General features: G+C 59.5%; 23 protein-coding genes and 1 tRNA gene. 10 read left to right on the plus strand and 14 right to left on the minus strand.

What is annotated here, in order from left to right; all coding sequences use genetic code 11:
• The 9 genes from CFE47_RS17900 to CFE47_RS17940 all read left to right on the plus strand — a co-directional run.
• A partial coding sequence (locus CFE47_RS17900; protein WP_502695493.1) for a bacteriophage T4 gp5 trimerization domain-containing protein occupies positions 1 to 373 on the plus strand: 373 nt, incomplete at its 5' end.
• A gap of 9 nt (positions 374 to 382) precedes the next feature.
• Positions 383 to 1,729 (plus strand): DUF2169 family type VI secretion system accessory protein, encoded by a 1,347-nt coding sequence (locus tag CFE47_RS17905; RefSeq protein ID WP_286838985.1) that lies wholly within the window; start codon positions 383 to 385, stop codon positions 1,727 to 1,729.
• A gap of 1 nt (position 1,730) precedes the next feature.
• The gene (locus CFE47_RS17910; RefSeq protein ID WP_286838988.1) at positions 1,731 to 2,087 is read left to right on the plus strand and encodes a DUF4150 domain-containing protein; all 357 of its coding nucleotides are present in this window, start codon (positions 1,731 to 1,733) and stop codon (positions 2,085 to 2,087) included.
• Positions 2,088 to 2,090: 3 nt separating this feature from the next.
• Positions 2,091 to 3,200: a hypothetical protein gene (locus CFE47_RS17915; protein ID WP_286838989.1), complete on the plus strand. Its 1,110-nt coding sequence runs from the start codon at positions 2,091 to 2,093 to the stop codon at positions 3,198 to 3,200.
• Positions 3,201 to 3,206: 6 nt separating this feature from the next.
• On the plus strand, positions 3,207 to 4,190 hold the full coding sequence (locus CFE47_RS17920) for a beta propeller repeat protein (RefSeq protein ID WP_286838990.1): 984 nt from the start codon (positions 3,207 to 3,209) through the stop codon (positions 4,188 to 4,190).
• Between the two features lie 7 nt (positions 4,191 to 4,197).
• Complete coding sequence (locus tag CFE47_RS17925; RefSeq protein ID WP_286838992.1) at positions 4,198 to 5,679, plus strand: hypothetical protein; 1,482 nt, start codon at positions 4,198 to 4,200, stop codon at positions 5,677 to 5,679.
• A 325-nt stretch (positions 5,680 to 6,004) separates the two neighbouring features.
• Complete coding sequence (locus CFE47_RS17930; RefSeq protein ID WP_353744900.1) at positions 6,005 to 6,643, plus strand: DUF6708 domain-containing protein; 639 nt, start codon at positions 6,005 to 6,007, stop codon at positions 6,641 to 6,643.
• A 349-nt stretch (positions 6,644 to 6,992) separates the two neighbouring features.
• Positions 6,993 to 7,511, plus strand: a complete 519-nt coding sequence (locus tag CFE47_RS17935) for a DUF6708 domain-containing protein (protein ID WP_286838997.1) — start codon at positions 6,993 to 6,995, stop codon at positions 7,509 to 7,511.
• Between the two features lie 49 nt (positions 7,512 to 7,560).
• Positions 7,561 to 7,896 (plus strand): hypothetical protein, encoded by a 336-nt coding sequence (locus CFE47_RS17940; RefSeq protein ID WP_286838999.1) that lies wholly within the window; start codon positions 7,561 to 7,563, stop codon positions 7,894 to 7,896.
• Positions 7,897 to 8,145: 249 nt separating this feature from the next.
• Here the strand turns inward: CFE47_RS17940 and CFE47_RS17945 are convergent.
• The 6 genes from CFE47_RS17945 to CFE47_RS17970 form a co-directional block, all read right to left on the minus strand.
• Positions 8,146 to 8,221, minus strand: a tRNA-Gly gene (locus CFE47_RS17945).
• 60 nt (positions 8,222 to 8,281) lie between these two features.
• Positions 8,282 to 8,842 carry a CDP-diacylglycerol--glycerol-3-phosphate 3-phosphatidyltransferase gene (gene pgsA / locus CFE47_RS17950; RefSeq protein ID WP_003232771.1) on the minus strand — a complete coding sequence of 187 codons (561 nt, stop codon included), beginning with the start codon at positions 8,840 to 8,842 and terminating at the stop codon, positions 8,282 to 8,284.
• Positions 8,843 to 8,874: 32 nt separating this feature from the next.
• Positions 8,875 to 10,698, minus strand: coding sequence for an excinuclease ABC subunit UvrC (gene uvrC / locus CFE47_RS17955; RefSeq protein ID WP_286839005.1), 1,824 nt, complete (start codon positions 10,696 to 10,698; stop codon positions 8,875 to 8,877).
• Position 10,699: 1 nt separating this feature from the next.
• Positions 10,700 to 11,341, minus strand: a complete 642-nt coding sequence (gene gacA, locus CFE47_RS17960) for a response regulator transcription factor GacA (RefSeq protein WP_185710526.1) — start codon at positions 11,339 to 11,341, stop codon at positions 10,700 to 10,702.
• 150 nt (positions 11,342 to 11,491) lie between these two features.
• Positions 11,492 to 11,953 (minus strand): GNAT family N-acetyltransferase, encoded by a 462-nt coding sequence (locus tag CFE47_RS17965; protein WP_286839009.1) that lies wholly within the window; start codon positions 11,951 to 11,953, stop codon positions 11,492 to 11,494.
• A gap of 18 nt (positions 11,954 to 11,971) precedes the next feature.
• Positions 11,972 to 12,718 carry a carbon-nitrogen hydrolase family protein gene (locus CFE47_RS17970; RefSeq protein ID WP_286839011.1) on the minus strand — a complete coding sequence of 249 codons (747 nt, stop codon included), beginning with the start codon at positions 12,716 to 12,718 and terminating at the stop codon, positions 11,972 to 11,974.
• Positions 12,719 to 13,328: 610 nt separating this feature from the next.
• On the opposite strand from CFE47_RS17970, the gene CFE47_RS17975 reads away from it, so the two are divergent.
• Positions 13,329 to 14,399 (plus strand): 3-deoxy-7-phosphoheptulonate synthase, encoded by a 1,071-nt coding sequence (locus tag CFE47_RS17975; protein WP_286839013.1) that lies wholly within the window; start codon positions 13,329 to 13,331, stop codon positions 14,397 to 14,399.
• Between the two features lie 131 nt (positions 14,400 to 14,530).
• Here the strand turns inward: CFE47_RS17975 and CFE47_RS17980 are convergent, their stop codons facing one another.
• The 8 genes from CFE47_RS17980 to CFE47_RS18015 form a co-directional block, all read right to left on the minus strand.
• On the minus strand, positions 14,531 to 15,232 hold the full coding sequence (locus CFE47_RS17980) for an NAD(P)H-dependent oxidoreductase (protein WP_286839016.1): 702 nt from the start codon (positions 15,230 to 15,232) through the stop codon (positions 14,531 to 14,533).
• A 9-nt stretch (positions 15,233 to 15,241) separates the two neighbouring features.
• On the minus strand, positions 15,242 to 16,861 hold the full coding sequence (locus CFE47_RS17985; protein ID WP_286839018.1) for an ABC transporter ATP-binding protein: 1,620 nt from the start codon (positions 16,859 to 16,861) through the stop codon (positions 15,242 to 15,244).
• A gap of 2 nt (positions 16,862 to 16,863) precedes the next feature.
• Positions 16,864 to 17,691: an ABC transporter permease gene (locus CFE47_RS17990; protein ID WP_185710534.1), complete on the minus strand. Its 828-nt coding sequence runs from the start codon at positions 17,689 to 17,691 to the stop codon at positions 16,864 to 16,866.
• 3 nt (positions 17,692 to 17,694) lie between these two features.
• Complete coding sequence (locus tag CFE47_RS17995) at positions 17,695 to 18,654, minus strand: ABC transporter permease (protein ID WP_286839021.1); 960 nt, start codon at positions 18,652 to 18,654, stop codon at positions 17,695 to 17,697.
• A gap of 65 nt (positions 18,655 to 18,719) precedes the next feature.
• Positions 18,720 to 20,306 carry an ABC transporter substrate-binding protein gene (locus tag CFE47_RS18000; RefSeq protein WP_286839023.1) on the minus strand — a complete coding sequence of 529 codons (1,587 nt, stop codon included), beginning with the start codon at positions 20,304 to 20,306 and terminating at the stop codon, positions 18,720 to 18,722.
• A 19-nt stretch (positions 20,307 to 20,325) separates the two neighbouring features.
• Complete coding sequence (locus tag CFE47_RS18005) at positions 20,326 to 21,933, minus strand: 5-guanidino-2-oxopentanoate decarboxylase (RefSeq protein ID WP_286839025.1); 1,608 nt, start codon at positions 21,931 to 21,933, stop codon at positions 20,326 to 20,328.
• Complete coding sequence (locus CFE47_RS18010) at positions 21,923 to 24,031, minus strand: acetate--CoA ligase family protein (RefSeq protein WP_286839027.1); 2,109 nt, start codon at positions 24,029 to 24,031, stop codon at positions 21,923 to 21,925. The genes CFE47_RS18005 and CFE47_RS18010 overlap by 11 nt, the downstream gene beginning before the upstream one ends.
• Positions 24,032 to 24,049: 18 nt before the next feature.
• Entirely contained in the window at positions 24,050 to 25,210 is a 1,161-nt protein-coding gene (locus CFE47_RS18015) for an acyl-CoA dehydrogenase family protein (protein ID WP_286839029.1), read from the minus strand.
• Positions 25,211 to 25,233: the final 23 nt, after the last annotated feature.

The raw sequence follows: 25,233 nt of genomic DNA on the forward strand, positions 1-25,233 counted from the left end.
CGAAACCATCAGCATCGGTGCTAACCGCAGCGTGACCATCGGCGGTAACAAGGCCGAAACCATCAAGATGGCAAAAGCCGAAACCATCGGTTTGGCCAAGGCGCTGACCATCGGCGCGGCTTACCAGACTAGCGTTGGTGCGGCGATGAACACCACGGTGGGGCTGAGCCAGAGCGAGCAGGTCGGTATCCATAAGTCGGTGGTTGTGGGTAAGCGTTTCAGCATCACTGTCGGCGATGAATTGAACATCAAAGTCGGCAAATCGACCTTGGTGATGAAGTCCGACGGCTCGGTGTTGATCAATGGTCGCACCTTCGACTTCACCGCCAGCGGCGCGGTGCAGATCAACGGCAAAGACGTGGATATCAACTGAGGGCGCGTCATGGAATTTCGCAATCTGACGCCCTTTGATGCGATGTGTTTCAGCGCGCTGGGGCTAGACGATCAAGAGTATCCGGTGCTGGTCATGAAGGTCGGCTATCGGCTGCTGCCTATCGAAGGGCATGCGGGGCAGTTCCAAGCCGAAGTGCTGGACGAAAACCCACTGCCGCTGTGCTCTGCTGATCGCTACTACGGCGAGGAAGGCACCAGCAGCGTCTGCGAAGAAAGCGACCTGGCGCCCTTCAAGCCGCGCTGTGATGTGATCGTTGTGGGTAATGCCTATGCGCCACAGGGGCAACCGAATGCACACTGGACGGCTGGGCTGCGTATCAGTGTGCCAGTGGCGCCGCCCAGCACTGACGTGCCGCTGCCAACACCGTTAAGTCCCGGCGAACGGCTGACCGAGTATCAACTGGCTGATTGGCAAACCGCCCGACAAGAAGCTTTTAAGCGTCGGGCCAATGCGCCGACACGTATGTATTTCTTGGACAAACATCTGAAATTTATTGGCCCGCGCCAGTTTCACCACAGCCTGTTTGGTGGCTGGCAACTGGCTGATCCGAAACCGGCTACTTCAGTTCCGCTGCGTTGGGAATATGCCTTCGGTGGCAGCAGCGTGGTGGTTAATCCCGAACACGCCGTGGATGCAAATACGCCGCCCTATCTGCTCAATGAAGTTTGTTACAGCAACCCGCTGGGCCGGGGCTGGATCGAAAAGCGTCAGGAAGATCTGGGCTATCAATTGGATAAGCCGCTGCGCGAACTTCCCGCCCCGCAGATCGAGCCCATCGACAGACCCGTGTGGCGCTTGGATCGCGCCAAGCATCCCGAAGGTGAACTTGACGCTCATGGCATGGCGCAAGTCGCAGCCGGCTACAAAAACCAACCGGCGGGATTTGGCGTGCTGGGACGTGCCTGGGCACCGCGTTTGCCATTGGCTGGGAGCTACGACGAAACCTGGCAGCGTGAACGCTGGCCGGGATTGCCACGGGATTTTGATTTTGCCTACTGGAACGGTGCACCGGTTGATCAACAGATCGAGTTCCCGCCGCCAGCGTTTCGCCTTGAGCTTTTCAACCTGACCGACCACAGCCTGACGCCCGACGGTTCGTTGTGCGTCGAACTGCCCGGCCATCGCCCGTTTGTCCTACTGCGCCTGCACAACGGCGCCATGCTGCCACTGCCAATGCTCACCGACACCCTGCGCATCGACACCGAAGCCATGACCCTGGCCTTGTCCCATCGCGTCAGCCTGCCCAATCACCTGGACATTCGCGTCCTTGAGGCGCGTTTCGAAACTGATCCGAACGCCCCACTGATCAAGCGCGCGGCCAAGGAGATGCTCTGACATGGCCAATAACGTCATCGCCCGTAAGCAGGGCAAATGGAAGGTGGTCAGCATCGTCCCCGATGTATGCAAGACCCCGATGGGCAGCGCAATCCCGCCAGTGCCCTACCCCGTTACCGCCGAACTGAAAACTGCCACGGGTGTCGCCAAATCGGTACGTACCAATGGCAAGCCGGTAGTGGTGTTCGACATGAGCCTGGTACCGACCACAAAAGGTGATGGAGCTGGCGCCGCCAAAGGCATCAAAAGCAACACGGTCGGCGGCAAGTGCTACCCGCTGGAGAAAAGCAGCACCGTTCGCGCCGAAGGCAAGTTGGTGGTGCGCCATGGCGACAAGTTCTGGATGAATGGGGCTTAACGCATGGCAGAGCCGACTCAACCGGGACAGCCATTAGAGATCAGCATCAAAAAATCCTTCGTAGCCTACGGCGGAAAAGACTTTGCCAGCTTTGAAAACGGCTCGGGCGTGACCGTTCAGATCTACGAAGGGCAAACGCTTCTGGCACAAAGGGATATGACCTATGCCGAGTACGCAGTATTTCAGCAGGAGGCACTGCCCATTCCGATGCCTGACTACCCGGATCCACAGCTAAACCGACGTTCAGGTGGGACGAATGCGAATGGCAATACCATCGGGCGGGTAGTAGGAGAGACAGCACCCACTTCCGTCCCAGGCACACAGGCCAACCCACCGATTGAGGCCGAAACCGACGCGGAAAAAGGCTGGTGGAGTAGTGCAAGCCGGTGGGTTCATAGTGGTTTGGATGTGCTGGGTTTTGTGCCTGGGTTGGGTGCGGTTCCGGACCTGATCAACGCTGTGGTCTACGCCGCTGAAGGTGATGCGGCCAATGCAGGTCTGTCTGCAACAGCAGCAATACCCTTCGCTGGAGATGCGATAAAAGGAAGTGTGCTGATAGGAAAGGCTGCTAAAAAAACAAGTACGCCCTCAACGAGAGATGTTGCCGCAGGTGCTGCAAGAAAAGACACAAATGGGGGGAAATTCTTAGGCAATGAAAAATGCATACTCCGCCCCTATCGACCTAACAAATGTGCAAAAGGTTTAGCCGGACATCACGTCGTACCCGATCGAGCATTCAGATTAGGTGGGCGTGAAAAGAAAACTCGAAATCAAATACCTGGTGGTTTGTCAGAGGCAGAAGGCCTTGTTATTTGTGTGAGTGCAGCCCAGCACATAAAAATTCATGGCTTCTATGACAAAGCTGAAACAGCTCTTGGTCTGACAAAAAAGCCCCCAGGCACTGCAAATCTATTAGAGCTTGAAACTCTAGGCGCCGGAGTCGCGTCAAAATTCACAGGTTGCAATATGGGGTTACTACAAGCGCAGCTTCGGGCGTATCACGAGTTAAAAGAACTCCACCCAAACTTCAAAGTGCGCGCAGACAAAAATGGACATCTAGCACGAAAGCATCCTCCAGGCTCACTGGGACTACCCTCAAATGGTGAATTTTAAAGCCTTATGAAAACACAACTTAAAAACAACATAGTTATGCTTACGGGATGCGCCATTAACAAGGACATGTACTACATGTCTTGTTCTTTTAATGACTTTTCCATAGATGAACCGTATTCAAGACTATTTTTTTACCAGCATAAAACCAAAGACAAATGGTTTTATCATGACAGACCCGAATGGCGCGTAACTTCCACCTGTTTCCAACCCGCGACACTTGATAGATCACGGACGGTATATGCGTTAAGCGAGGAAGGAGACATCGAAATTTTGAGCAGGGAAGAAACGTTGGTGGAGAAAATTAAAGATGCTGGACTTCTTCCAACAAGCAAATTTTACGGGTACGTCAACAAAATAAAGCATATCGACGGTGAACTCTATGTATGCGGACACCAATGCCAAGTTTATAAAAAAACCTCCGCAAATTGGGTGCACATCGATCAAGAAATACTCCAGAGCAACCCTTCACTCCTTGAAGCTGAAAACCTAACTCTTGAGGAACAAGTTAAATTATACATCCACGACGCAATCAGCCTTCTAGACATAAGCGGAAACAGCGGAAAAGACCTTTATACAGTAGGAACCAGCGGCTTTATAGCCCACTACGACGGCATCCGTTGGGAAAACCTTAAAAAAATCACAGCAGCCGATTTGCACGCTATATACATCGATAAAAACAATATCGCATGGATAGTCGGATCCCAAGGAACAATACTTACCGGTGACCACATCAACGGCTTCAAAGTAATCATGAGAAAAGAACTATATATCGACTTCAATGCAATCACCGAATTCAATGGCAGTTTCTATATCGCCGCCAGTGATGGCATTTACAGGATGTCAGACCTAAAGATAGAGAAAGAACCCATTGCAGCCCAAGATGTTTCATCTATAGATTCAACAGATGGCGTGCTCTGGGCACTATCGGCGTACAAGCTAATGCGCTTTGATGGAAGTCTTTGGGAAGAATTCAGACACATTGATAACTGAACTACGCGTGAAATTAACCACCTTCGAAGTAAAGCTCTGCGGCACTCACTCGCGCCCTTCCCCGATGCGATATGTCCACGGCCTGGTCAGCCTGGCGGTACTGGACCCGAAGATTGCCAACATCGGCGTGGATCACTTGGGCAAGCGAACGCACGCGGCACTGGCCGAACTGGTCGTCGCTGTCGGCACACTGGACCCACAGGCGCGCAAGGTGCTGCAGGGCGTCAAAGTGTCCTCGTACCTGAGTGCTGAATGGGTACGCGCCGGCTTTACCGGGCTGCGCGGCGCGGCCGGTAGCAGCGAGCTGCTGCTGGCAATGGGCGGGATGTACCTGCTCAGCGATTCACTGACAAAAACCCTGAAGGACGTAGAACAGGCGATGGGAGATAAGGCCGTTGAGGCCCGGTTGGCGTTGTATGGCAGTAGATTGGGGGTGCTGGGTGGAGGGGTTGAAGTCGTAGGTATCGCATTGGAGAAAGGGGCGGTACAAGTGAAGAAGGTCGGAGGTTTGTCTAGCCAGGCGATGAGTGCGGTAAACGCGACTGCGCGTATAGGTAACGTATTTGTGCGGGCCGGAGCGACCATCGGCGCTGTGGCGGGATTGTACGATGCGACACAGGCGGGGTTTGCGGCGCATCGTGCGATGAAAGGAGGCGATGCAACTGCATCGAGACTTTACAGAACATCAGCGGTAATTTCAGGATTTGGAGCGGTTGCGGGCGTCTGGGCCGCTGCTACAGGTGCCAGCGTGCTGCTTGGCCCACTGGGTATAGCCATACTGCTCGGAATAGCGGCGTATGGACTCTATCAATGGGCTGAAAGTGCGGAATCCACACCTCTGGAACGATGGGCGCGACGTTCCTTCTTTGGTTACGGCAATGAGACGCCACCAATTCATTGGAATACATCCGACCAAGCCCACATCGCCATCGCCGAACTCAACGCCGCGACCCTAGGCATTGAAGCCGGCGTCAATTTTCGCTTACGCATCGTCAATAGCGGGTCGCACAGCTGGGGTGGCCCCATGGGCAGCGTGGGCGCACCGGTCCCTGAACAGCACCTCGAATATCGCCTGCTCTTGCCGCTCTTCGACGCCAACCGCTCAGCCTATCGTTGGTCACTGACGGTTCATCGTCACGGCGATGGCGCGGTCAACCACTACACGGGCGGCGAAGTCCTGGCGCAAGGCGAATTGAGTCCGCCCACCTTGGCCACCGCCGCGAGCCAACGTCAAGTTGCGCTGGTCAGCCCCAACCGTCCGAACAAGCCTGATTACCAGGCCGACAGCACCCTACCCACGCAGGAAGTACGAACGGTCTCGTTGGCCGACGCTCGTACCCTGCAGATCAAGGACATCAAAGGCGCGATTGCGCTATTGCCCGACACCCGCCGGCACAACATTGAAGCGGCGACCTTGTCGGTGACCTACTGGCCTGATCGCGACATTCACGATGCCTATGCAGAACTCACCTTGATGGACAGCCTTTAGACCACAGCCGATGGCGCATTTGGCATGCCCATTTGCCTGCTTTTCCCATGGTGACCATCGCAGGTCGTCATCAACAGTGTGCCTGCCTGTTGGTTGCCTGCTGCACGCTCGACAAGCCAGAGGTTGCACACAGGTCTCGCTCCCTACTGGAACGACTCCAATGCTATTCACAACACCTTTACTCGATAAACCTGCCCCTGGCTGGAAGCACGATCTGCCGGGGCCAAACGAGCTGCCCTCTATTGAGCCGTACCCTCCCGTTCTTTCGAATCCACCCAATTCTGTTGACGACGTGTATCTCGAATTGGCGCGCGCCACGATGAGAATGCGTGGAGTTGGTCTCTGTATTGCTCCCTTCTTTTTATTACTTTCGATTGTTGCCCTCGCCCTTTTAATCTCGTACATAGTGAAATCGCAAGACCTCCCTCCCTTGATCCCAAGTGCCAGCATTATCACAAGTGTTGTCGTAGGCATTTGGACAGGTGCCTACATCTGGCGAATGGATGTCGAAGCACCACGCGACGAGCCCATCCGCTTCAACCGCCTACGACGCAAAGTCTACGTCTACCGCTTCCACCGTAACGGCCTCAGACCCTTCAGCCGCACCGCATGGGGCATACGCGCTGAAGTCTATGACTGGGATGACCTGCGCGCCGAAGCCTGCAGCGTGTACGGCCCCATGGGCAGCGGCGGCCTCATCGAAACCGTCACCCTCGCCGTAGTGAAACCGGGCACCCGCCAGGTGATCGATCGCTTTCATTTCGCCCACGAAATCCAGCAAGGCGAAATGTACTGGGCCATGGCCCAACTGTTCATGCAACAAGGCCCGCACGCCCTGCCCACCTTTCCCCGCCCACCTCGCGATTGGAACAACGAAACCGTGACCTTCAACCTCGCCCGCCGCTTGGCACCCAAAGTGCGGTGGCCTGCGGAAATAGACCGGGAGTCACGTACCGCCCCCTGAACAGCCTCCATCAATGCGGATCAGCCTCGACACGGCGCCCCCCAAAAGGAAAGAACCATCCATCATGATATTCACAACACCTTTACTCGATAAACCTGCTCCAGGCTGGAAGCACGATCTGCCAGGGCCAAACGAGTTGCACTCCATCGAGCCGTATCCTCCGGTTCTTTCGAATCCACCCAATTCTGTTGACGACGTGTATCTGGAACTGGCGCGCGCCACGATAAGAATGCGTGGAGTTGGCGTGTTGTGTGCCGCATCCATATTTGCAATGGCCATTTTCTTCGCAACTTTCCAAACTATGATCCATGCCAGTACTCCAGCCCCCTCACCTCTGTTACTTATAATCTTGGAGCTAACCGTAATCGGTATTGGCATATGGCTCGCAACCTACTTATGGCGTATAGACGTCGCAGCCCCCCGCGACGAGCCCATCCGCTTCAACCGCCTACGACGCAAAGTCTACGTCTACCGCTTCCACCGTAACGGCCTCAGACCCTTCAGCCGCACCGCATGGGGCATACGCGCTGAAGCCTATGACTGGGATGACCTGCGCGCCGAAGCCTGCAGCGTATACGGCCCCATGGGCAGCGGCGGCCTCATCGAAACCGTCACCCTCGCCGTGGTGAAACCGGGCACCCGCCAGGTGATCGATCGCTTTCATTTCGCCCACGAAATCCAGCAAGGCGAAATGTACTGGGCCATGGCCCAACTGTTCATGCAACAAGGCCCGCACGCCCTGCCCCCCTTTCCCCGCCCACCCCGCGATTGGAACAACGAAACCGTGACCTTCAACCTCGCCCGCCGCTTGGCACCCAAAGTGCGGTGGCCCGCAAATATTGATCTGGAATCGAAGACAGCACCTTGATGGCGCTCATCTTTCCTTCCCTCGACAAACCTGCGACTGGAAACGCGACTTGACCCAAAAACACTCCGAAAATGGTCTCACCAACTACCGGCCGACCCGACAGGACCTGGATGGTAGCGGACGCATTTACGACTACAACCCGTTGGGCGATGTCACCGGCATCCACCATGTCCCCGCGCCGCGTGGCGAGCCCGATCTGGATGGCAAGGACAGCGCCGAAGTACACACTCCATTGGTGCACCATTTCGGGCGTGACGCCCTTGGCCGCTTGATCCGAAAACGCACCGATGATGGCGTCACCGAATATGCCTACGACAACGGCTCGACTAGACCGACGATGCCCAAGGCTAATTCCTCAGTCGGGGGAAGAGATCTATTACGCTGAAGGAGGCCGGGTCAAAGCCATGAGTACACCTCACGCCTGATAGTCTCGAGGAGATGTATATTGATATCGGACAGGCGCGCTCTATCCGAAAACAGCTAAGGCCGCCGTCCGGTTTCTATGTACTTGAAAATGTATTTAAAATTCGCAGCTGGAGGGAAATTTCGGTAAATCGTGCAGAAACGAAAAAAGACGCCTAAGCGTCTTTTTCGATGATTTACAGATTTTCATGAAACGCTGTAAATCAATATTTGGAGCGGGAAACGAGACTCGAACTCGCGACCCCGACCTTGGCAAGGTCGTGCTCTACCAACTGAGCTATTCCCGCTTGGTGATGCGCATTCTATAGAAATCTCAGAACCCGTCAACCTCTTGATTCAAAAAAGTTTTATTTCTTTTCGACGGTGGTGCGCAAATGAGGCCAGGCGGCGCGCAAATACTGGAGCATGGACCACAACGTCAGGCCTGCCGCGATTAGCAGCAAGGCGTAGCCCGTCAGGACCCAGAAGGAGAAATCCGAAGGGTTGGCCAGCAGGATCACCAATGCGAGCATTTGCGCAGCGGTTTTCCATTTGCCCATGTTGGACACGGCTACGTGGGCACGGGCGCCGATTTCGGCCATCCATTCGCGCAGGGCCGAGACGACGATCTCGCGGCCGATGATCACGGCAGCCGGCAGGGTCAGCCACAGGTTGCCGTGTTCCTGAACCAGTAGGACGAGGGCGACGGCCACCATGAGTTTGTCGGCCACCGGGTCCAGGAACGCGCCGAACGGCGTGCTCTGCTCCAGGCGGCGCGCCAGGTAGCCGTCGAGCCAGTCGGTGGCGGCGGCGAAGGCGAACACCGAACTCGAGGCGGCATAGCTCCATTCATACGGCAAATAGAACAACAGAATGAAAATTGGAATAAGCAGGACGCGTAGAACGGTGATCAGATTAGGGATATTCATCGGCACAACTGGCTACGAGGTGGAAAGGCATTCTATTCGCTATGCAGATTCGCATAAATCAGTTCAGCGAGCTTTTTACTGATACCGGGAGCTTTGGCTATTTCGTCAATGCTGGCACGGGATAGCTCCTGCAAGCCACCAAAATGTTTAAGCAAGTCACGACGGCGTGTCGGCCCGACGCCCGCCACCCCTTCCAGGGTTGAGGTTCGCCGGGTTTTGCCACGGCGAGCACGGTGGCCGGTAATGGCAAAACGGTGAGCCTCGTCGCGGATCTGCTGGATCAGATGCAGCGCGGGTGAGTCGCCCTTCAAGGTGAACTCATGGGCGGCATCATTCAAGTACAACGTCTCGAAGCCGGCTTTACGCGTGGCGCCCTTGGCCACGCCAAGCAGGATCAGGTCGGGCACGGCCAGCTCATTGAGCACGTCGCGGGCCATGGACAGCTGGCCCTTGCCGCCGTCCACCAGCAGGATATCCGGCAGCTTGCCCTCGCCGTCCTTCAGTTTGCTGAAACGCCGCGTGAGGGCCTGGTGCATGGCGGCGTAGTCGTCGCCAGCGGTGACGCCTTCAATGTTGTAGCGCCGATAATCGGACTTGATCGGCCCTTCCGGCCCAAACACTACGCAGGACGCTACCGTGGCTTCGCCGCTGGAGTGGCTGATGTCGTAGCACTCCAGGCGCTGTGGCGGCTCGTCCAGGTTGAGGACTTCGGCCAGAGCATCAAAGCGTGCAGCAACATGCTGTCGATTGGCCAGGCGGGCGCTCAGGGCCTGCTCGGCGTTGGTCACCGCCAGTTGCTGCCAGCGGGCACGGGTGCCGCGTACGCGGTGGCTGATGTCCAGCTCGCGGCCGCGCAACTCGTGAATCGCTTCGATCAGCGTAGGGAAGTCTTCATGCACCACGTTGACGATCAGCTCTGAGGGCAGGTCGCGTTCGGGGCTGCTGACGTAATACTGGCCAAGGAACGCAGCCATCACTTCGGCCACTTCCTCGTCGATACCGGTCTGCGGGAAAAAGTTCTTGCTGCCCAGCACTCGGCCGCCACGCACGCTGATCAAGTGCACGCAGGCGCCGCCCGGGTTGACGAACGCGGCGATCACATCAACATCGCCGGTGCCGCCTTCCATGCTTTGCTGGTCCTGGACACGGCGCAGCAGGGAGATCTGGTCACGCAGTTCGGCTGCGCGCTCGAAGTCCAAGGTGCTGGCCGCCTGCTCCATGGCGCCCGAGAGCTCATCGGTAAGCGCATTGCTGCGGCCTTCGAGAAACATCACCGAATGGCGCACATCCTCGGCGTACTCCGCCGGTTCAACCAACCCCACGCACGGCGCCTTGCAACGTTTGATCTGGTATTGCAGGCACGGCCGGGTGCGGTTCTTGAAAAAGCTGTCTTCGCACTGGCGTACAAAAAAAGTCTTTTGCAGCAGGCTCAGGCTTTCGCGGATTGCACCGGCACTGGGATAAGGACCGAAATACTTGCCCTTCTGCTTCTTCGCACCACGGTGAATGCTCAGTCGTGGGAAGTTGCCGTCGGACAAAAACACGTAAGGGTAGGATTTGTCGTCGCGCAGCAGGATGTTGTAGGGCGGCCGCCATTCCTTGATCAGCGTCTGCTCAAGCAGCAGCGCCTCGGTTTCATTGGCGGTGATGGTGGTTTCGACCTGGGCGATACGCGCCACCAACGCAGCCGTCTTGGGCGCGAGGCCGCTCTTGCGAAAGTAGCTCGACAGGCGGTTCTTCAGGTTCTTGGCTTTGCCGACATAAAGCAGGCGTGCCTCGCTGTCGAACATGCGGTACACGCCGGGGCGGCCACTGCAGGTTGAGAGGAAGGCACTTGGATCAAACGGTGTGGTCATGTCAGGCGCTGGCGTCCACCATGCCGTGGCGCACCGCGAGCAGGGTCAATTCAACATCACTGCTGATGGCGAGCTTCTCGAAAATGCGATAGCGGTAGGTGTTGACGGTCTTGGGCGACAGGCACAGCTTGTCGGAGATCGTCTGTACCTTCTGGCAACCGACGATCATCAAGGCGATCTGGATTTCCCGCTCCGACAGCGTATCGAACGGCGAGTCGCTGGTGGGCTGGAAGGATTTGATGGCCAATTGCTGGGCAATCTGCGGACTGATGTAACGCTGGCCGGCAAACACGAGGCGAATGGCCTGCACCATCTCGGCCAGGCCGGCGCCTTTGGTCAGGTAACCGGCCGCCCCCGCCTGTAGAAGGCGTGTAGGAAACGGGTCTTCCTCGCACACGGTTACCACCACGACTTTGATGTCGGGGTGGCTGCGCAACAGCTTCGTCGTAGCGCCAAGACCGCCGATTCCGGGCATCTTGACGTCCATCAGTACCACATCGGGCTTCAATTCCCGCGCCTTGATCAGGGATTCCTCACCCGACTCAGCCTGGCCGACTACTTGCAGGCCATCGATGTCAGCCAGCATTCGTGTAATGCCTGTACGAACGAGATCATGGTCATCGACTACTAGCACCCTAATCAAGCAGACACCTCGCGAAATGGTCTTATAGGTTGCTGAACACCTTAGCAAAAAACCACGGCACAGACCTAGCTACAAGCGTCATATATGTAGAGTTTGCCCGCACTTGAGCGTCTGTCGCTCGGCAGGCTGCCCAAGGTGCTGGCCAAAAGGTCAGCTTTGCGGGGGCACCAGCGGGGCGCAGGGCTCGCAAATACGCTCCATCTGCCAAAAACAATTCTCCTCACTGACGACATTGAACCCCAGCCGCGAATAGAGCTTCCTGGCGGGATTGATACTGAACACTGTCAGTCGTAATAACCCCAGGCCCAGCTCACACGCCTTGATGGCCATCTGCTCCAGCACCCAACTTCCTGCCCCTTGCCCGCGGCATGCCTCGATCATGTGCAGTTCGCGAATGAACAACGCATCGTCGTCCCGGCTCAGGCTGATAAAACCTATCACCTCATCATCGTGGCAGATCAGCCAGCTTTTGCGGCCCGCCCAAGCGGTATCAAAACCATCGTTCGACCAAATGAAGCCATAATGTTCGTAATAGCGATTCATCGCTTGTCGGGTCAGGGCGCGCGCAAACGACCGATCCAGGTCCGTTGCTGCACGCAAGTGAAAGGTCATTGCGGTGTGTCCTCCAGTTCAAATTGCTACCTGCCGTCCAGCCCAGCGACCGCCCTCCCGATAGGCGATAACCAGTGCATTACCTGTGTCGGGAGCCTCGGCAAGTAACCCTTCTGCGCTCCAGATGGCACTGCGCCCTGCACAGGCCCAGCCGCCCGACGGGCCACCGTGGTTGGCCATCAGCATGAGCATCCCATGCTCCACAGCGTAGCCCTGCAGCAACGCAGAGTCAGTGGCATAACCACCTTTGCTGATCAGTACACCGGCGGCATACACGTTAGCCCCGGATTCTGCCGCCGCACGCGGGTGGCTGGCATGGGAGAAATCTGCGCAGACCGCCAGCGCAATCCGATCTTCACCCCACTGAAGTGCCGCCCCGCCCTGCCCCGGCACAAACGCCACCTCTTCCCCAGGGTGCAAGTGTTGCTTGGTGTAGACCGCCAGTGAACCGTCCGCCCCCAGCACCAATGCGCCAATCAACACACCCGGTTGCGCCGCCAATCGGATTGGCATCCCCACTACCGCTGTCAAGCGCAACTCCCGCGCCATCTCGCGCAACGGTGCCAGCACGGGGTCCTCTGGATCGATCGCCAGACTCGCAGCCAACGACGGTTCGTACCCGGTCAACGACAACTCCGCAAACACCAACAGCTGCACACCCTGCTCAGCCGCCGCGCGCATCAACCGCAAATGCTGCTGGATATTGGCGTGTACATCGCCCGCGATGGAGACGGATTGGGCAGCAGCAAGGGTCAAGGCAGTCATGGTCGAGTCCGAGCAATGGGTATCAAATGGTTATCAGCATATCCCGGCCCATAGAGGTAAGTACCTCCTTGCCATAGAAATTACTGATTGAATCCTCCTGCGTGCCTCTAGTAAGCTCCCCCCATCATTTGGAGACATACCATGTTGCAACTCACCCACACTCAGGTTTGCCCTGCTGCCAGCGCCCCGCGCTCGGTGTCGGCTACCCGCGTGAACGGTTCGAGCGCAGCAGTAAGCTTTTATTTTGGGTATTGGTTTAGCCACTGGCGCGCCTGATACCTGAAATCGGCGCCCACTACTCAAGGGGTCGCCTACCAGAGAAATCTAACCCCCGGTCGGCTCCCCGACCGGGGGTTTTGTTTTTTCAGGCCCTCATCCATTCAGCAAGAACACTTTAAGGACACACGACATGAACTACGCCACCTATTACCGCTACGACACTTGCACTGCATGGCGATTTAGCAAGCTCCGCTCGGGACAGCCTGCCGCCTCCGATCGGTCACCTATTGGTGGCAAGCCAACACACGTAGCCGATACGGCCAATTGTCGAACACCCCAGTAGGGCCAAGCGCGCGGGAATAACCCGCCGCTTGCCCAGGAAGCCTTGAATATGAACTCCGCCACCGCCGCTTTGCCTGTTACCAACCTGTCCAGCGCTAATGAAGCCTTGACCCAACGCCTGCCCAGCTCCCTTGAGCTCAAGCATCAGTTGCCCCTCAGCCCGTTCCTCAACGAACAGATCCACGCCCATCGCCAAGCCGTGCGCGCCATCCTCAATGGCGAAGATTCACGTTTGCTGGTGATCGTCGGCCCGTGCTCGATTCACGACCCCGAATCGGCCATGGAATACGCACGCAACCTGAAGAAGCTGGCCCTGGAAGTCAGTGACCAGATGCTGCTGGTGATCCGCGCCTACGTCGAAAAACCGCGCACCACCATCGGCTGGAAAGGCCTGGCCTACGACCCGCACTTGGACGGCAGCGATGACATGGCCGCCGGCCTCAGCATGTCCCGTCAGTTGATGCGCGAAATGCTGCGCCTGGGCCTGCCGGTCGCCACCGAGCTGCTGCAACCCATGGCTGCCGGCTACTTCGATGACCTGTTGAGCTGGGTCGCGATTGGCGCGCGCACCACCGAATCGCAAATTCACCGCGAAATGGCCAGTGGCCTGGGCATGCCCGTGGGCTTCAAGAACGGCACCGATGGCGGCGTGGCGATTGCGTGTGATGCCATGCGCTCCGCGTCCCACCCGCATCGGCACTTCGGCGTCGACAGCCAGGGGCATCCGGCAATCATCCAGACCCCAGGCAACCCCGACACCCACTTGGTGCTGCGCGGCGGTCATCGTGGGCCGAACTACGATGCACAGAGCGTTGCGCAGGTGAAGCACGACCTGGCCAAGTCCAAGGTCGCGGCGCGCATCATGGTCGATTGCAGCCACGCCAACAGCGGCAAGGACCCGTTGCGTCAACCAGCGGTGTTCAACGAAGTGCTGGAGCAACGCTTGCAGGGTGATACGTCACTGATCGGCATGATGCTCGAAAGCCACCTGTTCGAAGGCTGCCAGCCGTTGAGCGCGTCGATGAAATACGGCGTGTCGGTGACGGATGGTTGCCTGGGATGGGATGGTACTGAGCAGTTGTTGCGCAGTGCAGCAGTGCGGTTGCGCGAGCGCCGCTGAAACCTCTGGCAAATAAAGGCCAAACTGTGGGAGCTGGCTTGCCTGCGATTGCGGTATATCAGCTACAAAATTGTAGCCTGACACATTGCTATCGCAGGCAAGCCAGCTCCCACATTTGAACCTGATTGGATTCAGGAAAGTGGGTAGAGCGCCTCATCGAACTGCTCAAGTTTTGGGAACACCAAGGGCTGCTCATCCGCCAGCCCCTGCAAGCGTTGCCCATACCCCACCAAGAATGCCTGCCGCGCCTCATCACTGATATACGGCACATGCCACGCCACAAACGGCGCCAACACTTCATACCCCACATACGCCAACGTGCCACGCAGAATCGGCCGCAACATGTCTTCCAGCGGCCCATGAATCGCGCCCTCACCGAACATATGCTCGCGCCCGCCCAACGTCACCGTGACCAGCGCACGCTTGCCCGCCAGCCCGCCCTGATCGTAAAAACGCTTGCCGCCGTAGCACACCCCCGACACCAGTACCCGGTCGATCCAACCCTTGAGCATCGCCGGTGCCGAAAACCAGAAGATCGGGAAGTTGAAGATCAGCAGATCCGCCCACAACACCTTGTCCAATTCACCCTGGATATCCGCCGCGATGGACTGCTTCTTCACCCCCAGGCGTTGCTCCAGGGCGTACACCAGGTAGTCAGGGTTTTCTCGCGAGGAAAAATCCCCTGCCGACGCCACCGGGTTCCAGTTCATGGCGTACAAGTCGCTGACCTGCACTTCATGCCCCTGGCCTTCCAGCGTGGCAATGGCCTTGTCGCGCAATGCCGCAGTAAACGACTGCGGCTCAGGATGGGCGTGAACAATCAAAACCTTCATGTGTCGTCCTCAAACAGTGTGCGCCGCCCGTTGGGCCAGCAGATGATCGAGCCAGTCTGGGTTCATCTCCGGTTCCGATGAAAACAGCAGGCCGGTGTAATCCTGGTACGGCGGGGTGAAAATCGCACTGCGGCTGCCCTGGTCCACTACCCTGCCCCGCTGCATCACCACCACTTCGTCGGCGATGGCGCGCACGGTAGCGACGTCATGGGTGATAAACAGATAGGCAACGCCAAGCTGTTGCTGGATGCGATTGAGCAGTTTCAACACGCCCTCGGCCACCAGTTGATCCAGGGCCGAAGTAACTTCGTCGCAGATGATCAACTGCGGGTCGGCTGCAAGGGCGCGGGCGATGCAGATGCGCTGTTTCTGCCCGCCAGACAACTCGCGCGGCTGACGCTCCATGTACACCGCCGGGTCCAGTTCGATCATCTCCAGCAATTCGGCAACGCGTGCGCGCATGGCCTTGCCCTTGAGGCCGAGGTAGAACGTCAGCGGCCGGCCGATGATATCGACGATGCGCTGGCGCGGGTTCAAGGCGGTATCGGGGATCTGGTAGATCATCTGCACACGCCGCAACTGCTCCTTGCTGCGCCGCCGAAAATCCACCGGCAGTGCCTCACCGTCGTACAGCACCTGCCCTGCCGTGGCGGGCAGCAGCCCGGTAATCAGCCGCGCCGTTGAGCTTTTACCGCTGCCAGACTCACCGATCACCGCCAGGGTCTGGCCGCGATACAGCTTCATCGAGACGTCGTGCAGGACCGGTTGATGCCCGTAACTGGCACTGACTTGGCGTACCTCCAGCAGCGGTACTTCCTGGACCGGACACGCCTTGGGCTCGGTGCGAAAACTGCGCACCGCCCACAGGGATTTGGTGTAGTCCTGCTGCGGTTGGCTGAGCATGCTGCGGGTGTCAGCCTCTTCCACCAGCTTGCCGTGGCGCAGCACCATGATGCGATCGGCCATCTGCGCGACCACCGCCAAGTCATGGCTGATGTACAGCGCAGCGCTGCCGAAGGTTTTCACCGCATCGCGAATCGCCGCCAGCACTTCGATCTGAGTGGTAACGTCGAGAGCGGTGGTGGGTTCGTCGAAGATGATCAGGTCCGGGTGGCAGGCCATCGCCATGGCCGTCATCACCCGCTGCAACTGCCCACCAGAAACTTGATGGGGGTAGCGCTGGCCGATGGTCTGCGGGTTGGGCAGGCGCAGCACGCGGTACAGCTCCACCGCTTCACGCTCGGCCTGGGCACGACTGACTCCTCCATTGATCACCGCCGTTTCCACATGCTGGTCAATCAGACGATGGGCCGGGTTAAACGAGGCGGCAGCGCTCTGCGCCACATAGGCAATGCGCAGCCCACGCAATTTGCGCAGCGCTTCGGGCTTGGCCTGCAACAATTGAATGCCGTCAAAACACACCGAGCCACCCACAATTCGGCAACCGTCGCGGGCATAGCCCATCGCCGCCAGGCCGAGGGTGGACTTACCCGCCCCCGACTCACCAATCAGCCCCAACACTTCGCCACGCTGCAAGGTCAGGTCGATCCCCTTGATCAGCGGGTGCCATGCGTCTTCGTAATGCCCTTCAATCTGCAGGTTGCGGATTTCCAGCAATGGCTTGTCCATCCTCAACACTCCTTCAGGCCACTGGACTTATGCAGCATCCAGTCGACGACAAAATTCACGCTGACGGTGATCAGTGCCACAGCCAACGCCGGCAGCAACGGGCTGATATCGCCGAAAGTAATCAACACGGCGTTGTCGCGCACCATGCTGCCCCAGTCCGCCGTGGGCGGCTGAATGCCCAGGCCGAGGAACGACAGCGCGCTGATAAACAGGAACACAAAGCAGAAGCGCAAACCGAATTCGGCAATCAGCGGTGCGGCCGCGTTGGGCAGTACTTCACGGGTCACCAGCCACCACAGGCCTTCACCCCGCAGGCGCGCAGCTTCCACGAAGTCCTGCACCACCACGGTCATCGCCACCGCGCGGGACAAGCGAAACACCCGCGTTGAATCCAGCAGTGCAATCACCAGTACCAGCGACGTGGCATTGGTGCCGACCACGCTGAGGATCAACAGCGCAAAGATCAGTTGCGGGATCGCCATCAGCACATCCACCACCCGCGACAAGCCCTGGTCGATCCAGCCCCCCTTGATCGCCGCCACCAGCCCGCCCAAGCCACCGAGCAGAAACGCCAGCGTGGTGGTGAGGAACGCAATGCCCAGGGTGTTGCGCGCGCCATACACCAACCGGCTGAACATATCGCGCCCCAGGTTATCGGTGCCCAGCAGGAACTGGCCGCTCCAGGGCGCGAAGCCCTCGCCCACCACCTGGGTTTCGCCATAAGGCGCCAGCAGCGGCGCAAACAGCGCCACCGCGACGTACAACACAATGATCAGCAGGCCGAACTTGGCGCTCAACGGCGCCCGTGCCACTTGGCTCAGTAGGCTCATGGACTACCCCTTGGGATGCATCAGGCGTGGGTTGCTGGCGATGGACAGCACGTCCGCCCCGGTATTGAGCAGGATGTACGTGGCGGCAAAGATCAGGCTGCAAGCCTGCACCACCGGAATGTCGCGCTTGGACACCGAGTCCACCAGCAACTGGCCGAGGCCTGGGTAGACGAAGACCACTTCGACCACCACCACGCCCACCACCAGGTACGCCAGGTTCAGCGCGATCACGTTGACGATCGGCGCCAGCGCATTGGGCAATGCGTGCTTCCAGATAATGCGCGATTGGCTGATGCCCTTGAGCCGCGCCATCTCGATATAAGGGCTGGCCAGCAGGTTGATCAGGGACGCGCGCGTCATGCGCATCATCTGCGCGATGACCACCAGGCTCAGAGTGGCCACCGGCAACACCGAGCGTTCCAGGATCGTGCCGAAGGTGGCATCCGGCGCCAGGTTGGACAGGCTGGGAAACCAACCGAGTTTCACCGAGAACACCAGGATCAGCAGGTAAGCCACAAAAAACTCCGGGAACGACACCGCACTGAGCGCCGAGGTGTTGAGCAAGCGATCGAACCAGCTGTTGCGGTACAGCGCCGCCAGCATGCCAAGCACCAAGGCCGTCGGCACCGAAACCAATGCCGCCAGCGCGGCCAGGCTCAGGGTGTTACCCAAGCGCGCGCCGATCAAATCGGCAATAGGTTGCTGGTTGGCGAGCGAGGCGCCTAGGTCACCGTGCAGCAGGCGCAGCAGCCATTGTGCAAAGCGCGTGAGCGGCGGCAGATCCAGCCCCAGTTGAGCCCGGAAAGCCGCCACGGTTTCCGGTGTGGCCGACTGGCCGAGCATGGCCTGGGCGATATCGCCGGGCAGCATGCCCACCGCGAGGAAGATGATCACCGAAACGGCGAACAGCGACAGCAGGCCAAGGGCGAGGCGTTGGAGGACGAGTTTGAGCAGGCTATTCATAAAAACACCTTAGAGAAACCACCACACATCCCTCCCACATTTGATAGTCATTGACTGAGAGGTCCCTAGGCCTGCCACCACCGCTCGATCAGCCGCAAGCCGTCCAACTCGCCGTAAGGCGCCGTCAGTGGCCCATGACTGACCCGGTTCGACCGCGCCGCCACAGAACTGGCAAACAACGGCACGATCGCCCCGCCATCATCCCGGCACAGGGCCTGCATTTCGTTGTACATCTCTTGGCGCAGCGGTGCGTTCATCTCGCCACGGGCGGCGGTCAGCAGTTGGTTGAAGCGCGCGTTGTCCCAGTGGGTCTCATTCCATGCCGCGCCCTTGGCATAGCCGATGCTGAACATACGGTCGGCCGTCAAGCTGCTGTACCAGAACGACGTGGTGAACGGCTGCTTCATCCACACATTGGAGAAGAACCCGTCGGCGGGCTCACGTACGACGTCGATATCGATGCCTGCCTGGCGCGCCTGCTCCTTGAACAACACCGAGGCGTCTACCGCCCCGGTATACGCGGCGTCGGAGGCTTGCAGGCGTACCTTGAGCGACTCCACACCCGCCTTGCGCAGGTAGAACCGCGACTTGTCCGGATCGTAGGTGCGCTGCTCCAGAGCGGCGTTGATAAAACGGCTGCCCGGCTGGATCGGATGGTCATTACCCACCAGCCCATAGCCGTGCAGCACCGAGGCCAGCAGGGTCTCGCGGTTGATCGCATGTTTCATCGCCATGCGGATGTCGTTGTTCTTGAACTCGTTGCTGTCGCACAGCATCGGGAAGGTGTAGTGCTGGGCGCCTTTGGTTTCTTCGATGACCAGGCTCGGATTGCGCTTGAGCAAGGCCACGGTTTTCAGGTCGACCTTGTTGATCACATCCACTTGCCCGGTGACCAGCGCATTGACCCGTGCGGCGCCGTCAGCGATGGCCAGCAGTTCGGCACTGGCGAAATGCGCCCTGCCCGGTTTCCAGTAATCGGGGTTGCGCTCCAGGTCCATGCGCACGCCGGGCTCGAAGCTTTTCAGGCGGTAGCCGCTGGTGCCTACACCCGCCTGCCAATCGGCGGCGCCGTCTTTGGCGGGCATGATCACCAGGTGATAATCAGCGACCACGTAGGCGAAGTCGGCGTTGCCCGAATGCAGCTCGAACACCACCGCATCGCTGCCCTTGGCACTGACGCTGGCGACATCGCCGAGCACGGTCTTGGCGGCTGAGGTGGAGTCCTTGCTCAGGTGGTGATTGATCGAAGCCACTACGTCGTCGGCGGTGAGGCTTTTGCCGTTGTGGAAGGTCACGCCTTGGCGCAAGTAGAAGGTCCACACCCGCGCATCCGGCGTGGATTCGAAACGCTCGGCCAGTTCGGGAATCGCGGTGCCGTCGACGGCAATTTCAGTCAGCGTGTTGTACACCGCCGAGAAGCCGACAAAGGTGAACGTGTCGACCCACGAACCCGGATCGCGGGAGTCCGTAGTACTACCACCCGCCAGGCCCAGGCGCAGCACGCCGCCGGGCTTGGGTGTGGCGTCTTCGGCAAAGGCCGGAAGCGTCAGGCCCATGGAAAACGCTGCCGCCACCGCACCGGCCACGGCGCTGTGTTTGAGGAAGTCTCGTCGGTGCATTGCTTGAGTCATTTTGTTGTTGTTTTCGCTCACGGTGTTGCTCCTCTAAAGATCAACAGGCACAGGCATGTTTCAGCTCGATCAGGGTCACGCCATTGCGTTTGAAACCGTTGCGCAAATCCGTCTGCAACTCATCCAGGTTGCGGGGCTGGTTCACGGTGCAGCCGAATGCCTGGGCGAACAGCGCGAAATCCGGGTTGCGGGGCAGTACGCCGATGGGCTCGATATCCAGGTTGAGCATGTCGTCGCGAATCTGGCCAAGGGCATCGTTGTTCCACAACAGCACCACCAGCGGGCTGTCCAGTTCTTCAACGGCGGTGGCCAGTTCCTGGGCGGTGTAGAGAAAGCCCCCATCGCCCACCAGCACCAGGCCCGGGCGCTGCGGTGCGCCGAACTTGGCACCGATGCCCGCCGGCAAGCCGTACCCCAAGGTGCCGTAGCCGGTGGGGTGCAGCCAGCTGCGCGGGGCACGGCTCGGGTAGGCGTAATTGCCGGTGTAGGCCAGTTGGGTCATGTCGCTGCTGATGAACGCGTTAGCGGGCAGTTCGGCTTCGATACGGTCGAGGATGGCTTGGTGGATGGACTGCAAGGGGCCGTGCCCCAGCTCTACGGCCTGACGCAATGCTGCGACTTTTTGGATCGCGGCTTCGGCGTCAGGTGATGCCGTCGGCAAGCGCTCCAGCAACGCCACAATCGTCTGATGGGCATCGCCCCGCAACGCCACGGTGCAGGGGTAGAAATCATTGAATTTGCGCGGGTCGATATCCACCCGCAGCAGCTCGCCGCTGAGGGGCAAACGCTCGCGCCAATAGTCGGTGTCGGCCATTTCCGTGCCGACTGCCAGCACCACGTCCGCCTCGCTGATCAGTTGCCAGCCAGGCTCGACACACAGGGTGGAGCCCGCATTCAGCGGGTCATCGATCGGCAGCAAGCCTTTGCCTGCAACGCTGGTAAAAAACGGCGCCGCCAACTGCGTGCTCAAGCGCTGCAACGCCTCACCCGCAGCCAGTGCACCACCACCGGCAATGATCATCGGACGCTTGGCCGCCGCGAGTTTGGTCGCGGCCTGGTCCAGCACGTCGGTCGAGGGCAGACCACGCCCAGGACGCCGCACGACTTCATGGCTCCAGTCCCACTTGATCGGCGCCGCCAGCACATCCAACGGTACCGAAATATGCACCGGCCGTGGTCGCTCGCTGTCGAATACGGCATACGCGCGAGCGACCAGCTCCGGCAGGTCTTCGGCGCTTAACGCCACTGCAGAAAACGCCGTGATCGGCGCGGTGATCGCACGCTGGTCCTGGGTCTCATGCAAGATGCCCCAGCCCTTGCCGAGACTGGCGGTGCTGTTGACGCTGGAAATTACCAGCATCGGAATCGAGTCGGCGTACGCCTGGCCGATGGCGGTGGCGGCATTGGTCACGCCGGGACCGGTGATCACAAAGCATACCCCCGGCTTGCCGCTGACCCGCGCATAACCGTCGGCCATAAATCCCGCGCCTTGTTCATGGCGAGTGAGCACGTGACGGATGCCGCTGCCGGGCAAGCCGCGATACAGCTCCAACGTGTGCACGCCGGGGATGCCGAACACAGTGTCAACGCCGTAGTTGGCCAACAACCGCACCAACGCCTGGCCGCCGGTCAAAGTCTTATCGTGCATGCTCATCTCCTAGACGAATCAATGCGTCGACCGCAGTGGCGCCCCGAGCATTGACCAACAGTGGGTTCACATCCAGTTCCAACAGGTGCCCGGCGTTGGCGCAGGCGTAGTCGGCCACTGCTCGAATCGCCGCCACCAGTGCATCCATGTCCGCCACTTCACGCCCGCGAAAGCCTTGCAGCAAGGCGGCGCTGCGCAAGCTGAGCAAGGCGTTGCGAATGGCGTGGTCGGTGGTGGGCAGCAGCAGGCTGCGGCTGTCCTTGAGCAATTCAACGAGGATGCCACCGGCGCCGATGACCAGTGCCAGGCCAAAATCATTTTCGCGCTTGATGCCCACGATCAGCTCGGCCAACGGTGGCGTGGCCATGGACTCCAGCAACAATTGATCGAAGGCGACGTTTGGCGCGTACGCAGCGAGTTCCCCGCGCATGCGTTCCAGGGCCGTGGCCAGGGCAACACCGTCCTTGAGGTTCAGCGCCACGGCGCCGGCTTCGGTTTTATGCGGCAAGTCAACACTGACGGCCTTGAGTACCACCGGGTAGCCCAAGCGCGATGCATCACTGATCGCCTGCTCCGGCGTGCTCAGCACACCGGCTGGTGTGGTGAGGCCGAACGAGCGCAAGGCTTGCTTGGAAGCCCATTCATCCAGCGCCAGACCTTGGCCACCCAGCGCTCGTGGGCACAGTGGCTCAAGTATCGACTCGCCGCGTTCCAGCAGCACGCCACGGTTGTGCTGATAGTCGGCAATACGCCCCCACGCGGCGAGCGCGTCTTCCACGCCTTGCAGCGCAGCAATGCCTTGGGCGTGCAGGCGCTCACGCGCGTGAGCCGGCAGCAGTTCGGGAAATGCCGAGGTAACGAACCCGGTCTTGCCGTGCCGGCCAAGCGCGTCGCAGAACAGCTCCAACAGCAGGTCGCACTCCTTGCGCTCACCGGTGAACTCGGCCGGGTAATCCAGCACTAGCATGGCCGCATCGGCATCGGTGCGCAGGGCGGTATCGAGCATGCTGTTGAGAGCGTCGCGGTCCCCCCAGATAGCGGTGGTGAAGTCCAGCGGGTTGACTAGGTTGGCGTAGCTGGGCAGCACCTGCGCCAACTCTGTACGTTGGGCCTCGTCCAGCTTGGGCAAGGCCAGATGGTTACGCTCGGCGTAGTCGGCAATCAACCCGGCATCACCACCGGAACAGGCCAGCGCAATCAGGCGATTGCCTGCAGGAAGGTTGCCGCATGCGGCGGCTTTGAGGGTTTCGACAAAACTCACCGGCCCACTGACACGGATCACGCCAAGCCGTGCAAACAGACTGTCGTACAGCGCATCCGAGCCGGACAGCGAGCTGGTGTGACTCAACGCCAGCTCGGCACCGATCTGTGACACACCGGTCTTCAGCGCGATAATCGGGATGCCCTTCTCCAACGCCTTGTGCGCAGCACGGGCAAACCCTGGCACGTTCTTCAAGCCTTCCAGGTGCAGGCCGATAGCGGTGACACGCGGCTCTTCGAGCAGCACGTCCATCAATTCGGCAACGCCCAACTGCGCCTGGTTGCCCACCGAGGCCATGTAGGCCACGGGTAGCGAGCGGTCGCTCATCGACAGGTTATAGGCGAAGTTGCCACTTTGGGTCAGCACCGCCACGCCCTTCTCCACCGCCTTGCCGCCATGGGCCACCGGCCACAGCGCCGAGCTGTGCAGGTAGTCGAGCAGGCCGTAGCAGTTGGGCCCGAGCAAGGCCATCTCGCCCGCAGCCTCTAATAGCTGCTGCTGCATTGCGGCACCACTGGCGCCGGTTTCGGCAAAGCCCGAGGCGTAGCAGATTGCACCACCGGTACCGATGGCTGCCAGTTCGGCGACGCAGGTCAGCGTCAGCTCACGATTGGTGGCGATAAACACCGCATCCGGGCCGCACGGCAGGTCGGCGATACGGCGTACACAAGGGATGCCATCGAGGCTGTCGTGCTGCGGATTGACCAGCCACATCGGCCCGGCAAACCCGCCATCGGCGCAGCGCTTGAGCGCACGGGCCATGCTGCGCCCGCCGACGAAAGCCAGGTGCCGGGGCGCGAGCAGGCGCTTGAGGTTGTCGCGAATAACCTGGGACATAAGCGTTCTCCGCGCCAATCAGCGCAACAGCGGCCGCAGCAGTTCACGGGCGATGATATGGCGCTGGATTTCCGAGGTGCCTTCCCAGATCCGTTCGATCCGCGCGTTGCGCCAGATGCGCTCCACCGGCCCTTCGTCCATCAAGCCCATGCCACCGAAAATCTGCACCGCCTCATCGGCGACCTTGCCCAGGGTTTCACTGGCAAACAGCTTGGCCATCCCGGCCTCGCCGTCGGTCATGCTGCCCTGGTCCATCTTCCAGGCAGTGTGCAGGGTCAGCAGCTCAGCGGCGCGGATCTGCGTGGCCATGTCGGCCAGCTTGAAACTCACACCTTGATAGGTGCCGATCGGCTGGCCGAATTGCTTGCGATCCGCCGCCCATTGCAGCGAAACATCCAGCGCCCGCTGGGCCTGACCGACACAGTTGGCAGCGACCATCACACGGCCGGCGGTCAGCCAGGCGTTGGCCACGTCCCAGCCTTTGCCCACTTCGCCCAGCACTTTGGAAGCCGGCACGCGGCAGTCGTCGAAGAACATTTCATAGGTGTGGTAACCGCGGTTGCTCACGCACTTGGGGCCACGGCGAATGGTCATGCCGGCGGTGCCGCGATCCACCAGGAACGAGGTCACCGCATTGCGCTGCCTTCCGTTGTGCTCGTAGGTGTCGGTGACCGCGAACACGATGGCGAAATCGGCGTGCCCGGCATGGCTGATGAAGTGCTTGCTGCCGTTGATCACAAAGTCATCGCCACTGCGCACGGCACGGGTCTTGATCGCGTTGGCGTCAGAGCCGGCACCCGGTTCAGTCAGGGCAAAACAGTCGATTTTCTGGCCCTGGATACAAGGCAAGAGGTAGTCCTCGATCTGCGCGCCGGTGCACGCCATCAGGATTTTCGAGGGGCGCGCGACAAACACATGCAGCGCCCACGACACCTTCGACAACTCCCGCTCAATCAGCGCCTGGGACAGGTAATCCAGGCCGCCACCACCCACTTCCTCCGGCATGTTGAAGGCATAGAAACCGGCAGCAATCGCCTTGTCGCGGATCTGCGCTGCCAGCTCTGGCGAGACTTCGTCGGCGCGGTCCACCGCTTCCTCATGGGGCAGCAATTCCTTGGCGACAAAACTGCGTACCGCGTCCACCAACATGTCTTGTTCTTGGCTGAGTTGGAAATTCATGGCGCTACCTGTTCAGGGTGTTG

This window comes from Pseudomonas sp. PGPPP1 (assembly GCF_002255865.1).
Lineage (GTDB): Bacteria > Pseudomonadota > Gammaproteobacteria > Pseudomonadales > Pseudomonadaceae > Aquipseudomonas > Aquipseudomonas cremoris.